This window comes from Marinobacter sp. SS21, from assembly GCF_028369065.1.
In the GTDB taxonomy this organism is placed as follows: Bacteria; Pseudomonadota; Gammaproteobacteria; order Pseudomonadales; family Oleiphilaceae; genus Marinobacter.
The window spans coordinates 1-3871 of record NZ_JAQNDA010000022.1 but is presented as its reverse complement, the minus strand read 5'-3'; the positions used below and the strand labels follow the sequence as shown (position 1 = coordinate 3871).

Annotated in this window: 2 tRNA genes and 2 rRNA genes (1 of these 4 cut by a window edge); all 4 read right to left on the bottom strand. The window is 53.0% G+C overall.

Features of this window, described 5'->3' with window-relative positions:
- Positions 1-1162: ribosomal RNA gene (locus N6L25_RS17600) — 23S ribosomal RNA — on the bottom strand; it reaches 1725 nt to the left of the window's first position.
- A gap of 318 nt (positions 1163-1480) precedes the next feature.
- Positions 1481-1556 (bottom strand) — tRNA-Ala (locus N6L25_RS17595).
- Positions 1557-1689: 133 nt separating this feature from the next.
- A tRNA-Ile gene (locus N6L25_RS17590) sits at positions 1690-1766 on the bottom strand.
- Positions 1767-1979: 213 nt separating this feature from the next.
- Positions 1980-3519, bottom strand: a 16S ribosomal RNA gene (locus tag N6L25_RS17585).
- Together the 16S and 23S rRNA genes with 2 tRNA genes alongside form the textbook arrangement of a ribosomal RNA operon.
- Between the last annotated feature and the right edge of the window lie 352 nt (positions 3520-3871).

The following is a 3871-nucleotide window of genomic DNA, read 5'->3' as shown; positions in this document are numbered from 1 at the left end:
AGTATGCAGCCGCAGCTTCGGTGACCAGTTTGAGCCCCGTTACATCTTCCGCGCAGGCCGACTCGACTAGTGAGCTATTACGCTTTCTTTAAAGGGTGGCTGCTTCTAAGCCAACCTCCTAGCTGTCTGAGCCTTCCCACATCGTTTCCCACTTAACTGGTACTTGGGGACCTTAGCTGGCGGTCTGGGTTGTTTCCCTCTTCACGACGGACGTTAGCACCCGCCGTGTGTCTCCCGGATAGTACTCACTGGTATTCGGAGTTTGCATGGGGTTGGTAAGTCGGGATGACCCCCTAGCCCAAACAGTGCTCTACCCCCAGTGGTATTCGTCCGAGGCTCTACCTAAATAGATTTCGGGGAGAACCAGCTATCTCCGGGCTTGATTAGCCTTTCACTCCGATCCACAAGTCATCCCCTGGCTTTTCAACGACAGTGGGTTCGGTCCTCCAGTGCCTGTTACGGCACCTTCAACCTGCTCATGGATAGATCGCCCGGTTTCGGGTCTAATTCCAGCAACTAATTCGCCCTATTCAGACTCGGTTTCCCTACGGCTCCCCTAAACGGTTAACCTCGCTACTGAAATTAAGTCGCTGACCCATTATACAAAAGGTACGCCGTCACAGAACAAGTCTGCTCCGACTGCTTGTACGCATACGGTTTCAGGATCTATTTCACTCCCCTCACAGGGGTTCTTTTCGCCTTTCCCTCACGGTACTGGTTCACTATCGGTCAGTCAGGAGTATTTAGCCTTGGAGGATGGTCCCCCCATGTTCAGACAGGATATCACGTGTCCCGTCCTACTCGATTTCACTGAACTCAGGTTTCGGATACGGGGCTATCACCCACTATGGCGGCACTTTCCAGAGCCTTCTCCTACCAGTTGTTCAGCTTAAGGGCTGGTCCCCGTTCGCTCGCCGCTACTGAGGGAATCTCGGTTGATTTCTTTTCCTCGGGGTACTTAGATGTTTCAGTTCCCCCGGTTCGCCTCTTACACCTATGAATTCAGTGCAAGATACCGACTCGAAAGTCGGTGGGTTTCCCCATTCAGAGATGTCCGGATCACAGCTCGTTTGCCAGCTCCCCGAACCTTATCGCAGGCTTCCACGTCTTTCATCGCCTCTGACTGCCAAGGCATCCACCGTATGCGCTTAGTTGCTTGACTATATAACCCCAAGACAACTGCGTTCCGCCGAGTCACCGCCTGGCAAGCCAGTCAGTTCATCAGGAGGAGACAGTTCCTTGAAGCGATATAACAACCACTTCAACGACAACACCGGATAACGCTTGAAATCGCTATCACTTTGAGTGCATTGATCCTGGAGATAAATTGGATCAACACATCTCGGTATTACTTCTCATCCACATTGTTAAAGAGCAATTCTGACCCAGTGATCAGAAAGAAGGACTTCGCTGGATGTCATCACTTCGACATCATCTTGAAATACTTGTTTCTGCACACTGACACGTGTCAGTTAAATTATGGTGGAGCTAGGCAGGATCGAACTGCCGACCTCCTGCGTGCAAGGCAGGCGCTCTCCCAGCTGAGCTATAGCCCCATATCGAACCACACACCAAGCAGGCTTCGATAACACTGACGCCAAACTCAGAAAATCGGTCAGATCTAGGCGCTTTGAAGCGTAGCGTGCGAGTAGCACGTAAGCTTCGAAGCAACGACGAGCTGAGCGATTTTGGTGGGTCTGGGTGGACTTGAACCACCGACCTCACCCTTATCAGGGGTGCGCTCTAACCACCTGAGCTACAGACCCAATTATCACCTCATCTTGTTGCCCCTGGCGGCGTTGCGGCTCTCGCTCAATCGGTCACGTACTTCATGTACGCTTCCTCTTTCGCTCCATCCGCGCCTTGCCAGACTCAACAATCTGACGCGCTAATGAATGGGCCTGACTAGACCCCATTGCTCTCTCTATTCAGCTAACCAAGTAATTCGTGTGGACTCTGACCGAGGCTTCGGTATCGTTTAAGGAGGTGATCCAGCCGCAGGTTCCCCTACGGCTACCTTGTTACGACTTCACCCCAGTCATGAACCACACCGTGGTGATCGTCCTCCCGAAGGTTAGACTAACCACTTCTGGTGCAATCCACTCCCATGGTGTGACGGGCGGTGTGTACAAGGCCCGGGAACGTATTCACCGTGACATTCTGATTCACGATTACTAGCGATTCCGACTTCACGCAGTCGAGTTGCAGACTGCGATCCGGACTACGACGCGTTTTGTGAGATTAGCTCCCCCTCGCGGGTTTGCAGCCCTCTGTGCGCGCCATTGTAGCACGTGTGTAGCCCTGGCCGTAAGGGCCATGATGACCTGACGTCATCCCCACCTTCCTCCGGTTTGTCACCGGCAGTCTCCCTAGAGTTCTCAGCCGAACTGCTAGCAACTAGGGATAGGGGTTGCGCTCGTTACGGGACTTAACCCAACATCTCACGACACGAGCTGACGACGGCCATGCAGCACCTGTCACTGCGTTCCCGAAGGCACCAATCTATCTCTAGAAAGTTCGCAGGATGTCAAGGCCAGGTAAGGTTCTTCGCGTTGCGTCGAATTAAACCACATGCTCCACCGCTTGTGCGGGCCCCCGTCAATTCATTTGAGTTTTAACCTTGCGGCCGTACTCCCCAGGCGGTCTACTTAGTGCGTTAGCTGCGCCACTAAGGATTCAAGATCCCCAACGGCTAGTAGACATCGTTTACGGCGTGGACTACCAGGGTATCTAATCCTGTTTGCTCCCCACGCTTTCGCACCTCAGTGTCAGTGTTGGTCCAGGTAGCCGCCTTCGCCACTGGTGTTCCTTCCTATATCTACGCATTTCACCGCTACACAGGAAATTCCACTACCCTCTACCACACTCTAGCCTGCCAGTTCGAAATGCCGTTCCCAGGTTAAGCCCGGGGCTTTCACATCTCGCTTAACAAACCACCTACGCGCGCTTTACGCCCAGTAATTCCGATTAACGCTTGCACCCTCCGTATTACCGCGGCTGCTGGCACGGAGTTAGCCGGTGCTTCTTCTGTGAGTAACGTCAATCCTCGCCGGTATTAACGACGAAGCCTTCCTCCTCACTGAAAGTGCTTTACAACCCGAAAGCCTTCTTCACACACGCGGCATGGCTGGATCAGGGTTGCCCCCATTGTCCAATATTCCCCACTGCTGCCTCCCGTAGGAGTTCGGGCCGTGTCTCAGTCCCGATGTGGCTGATCATCCTCTCAGACCAGCTACGGATCGTCGCCTTGGTGAGCCTTTACCCCACCAACTAGCTAATCCGACTTAGGCTCATCCAATAGCGCAAGGTCCGAAGATCCCCTGCTTTCTCCCGTAGGACGTATGCGGTATTAATCCGGGTTTCCCCGGGCTATCCCCCACTACTGGGCAGATTCCTAAGCATTACTCACCCGTCCGCCGCTCGTCAGCGGGGAGCAAGCTCCCCCTGTTACCGCTCGACTTGCATGTGTTAAGCCTGCCGCCAGCGTTCAATCTGAGCCATGATCAAACTCTTCAGTTTAAATCATACAGAAGCCGAAGCTTCCAAATAGTGCTCAAGACAAAACTCATTGTTCGACGAGTCGCTGTCTCGATATTTCATGCCGAAATACCTCAGCCAGCGCCCACACGAATTACTTGGTCAACTTTTTAAAGAGCGTTTGGGCTGTTGCCCGATCAAGGCCGCGTATTCTACAGTGTCTCGCGACCTTGTCAACCGTTTATTTTCGTCGTTTTCGATGCTTCCGAAAACCGCCGAAACCTCCCGGCTACCTCGTTCAAGGTGGCGCGCATTTTACCGTGCTGAGCCACCTTGTCAACCGCTATTTTGAAGAAAGTTGAAACTCAAAATCTTCAATAAAACCAAGCGGTTG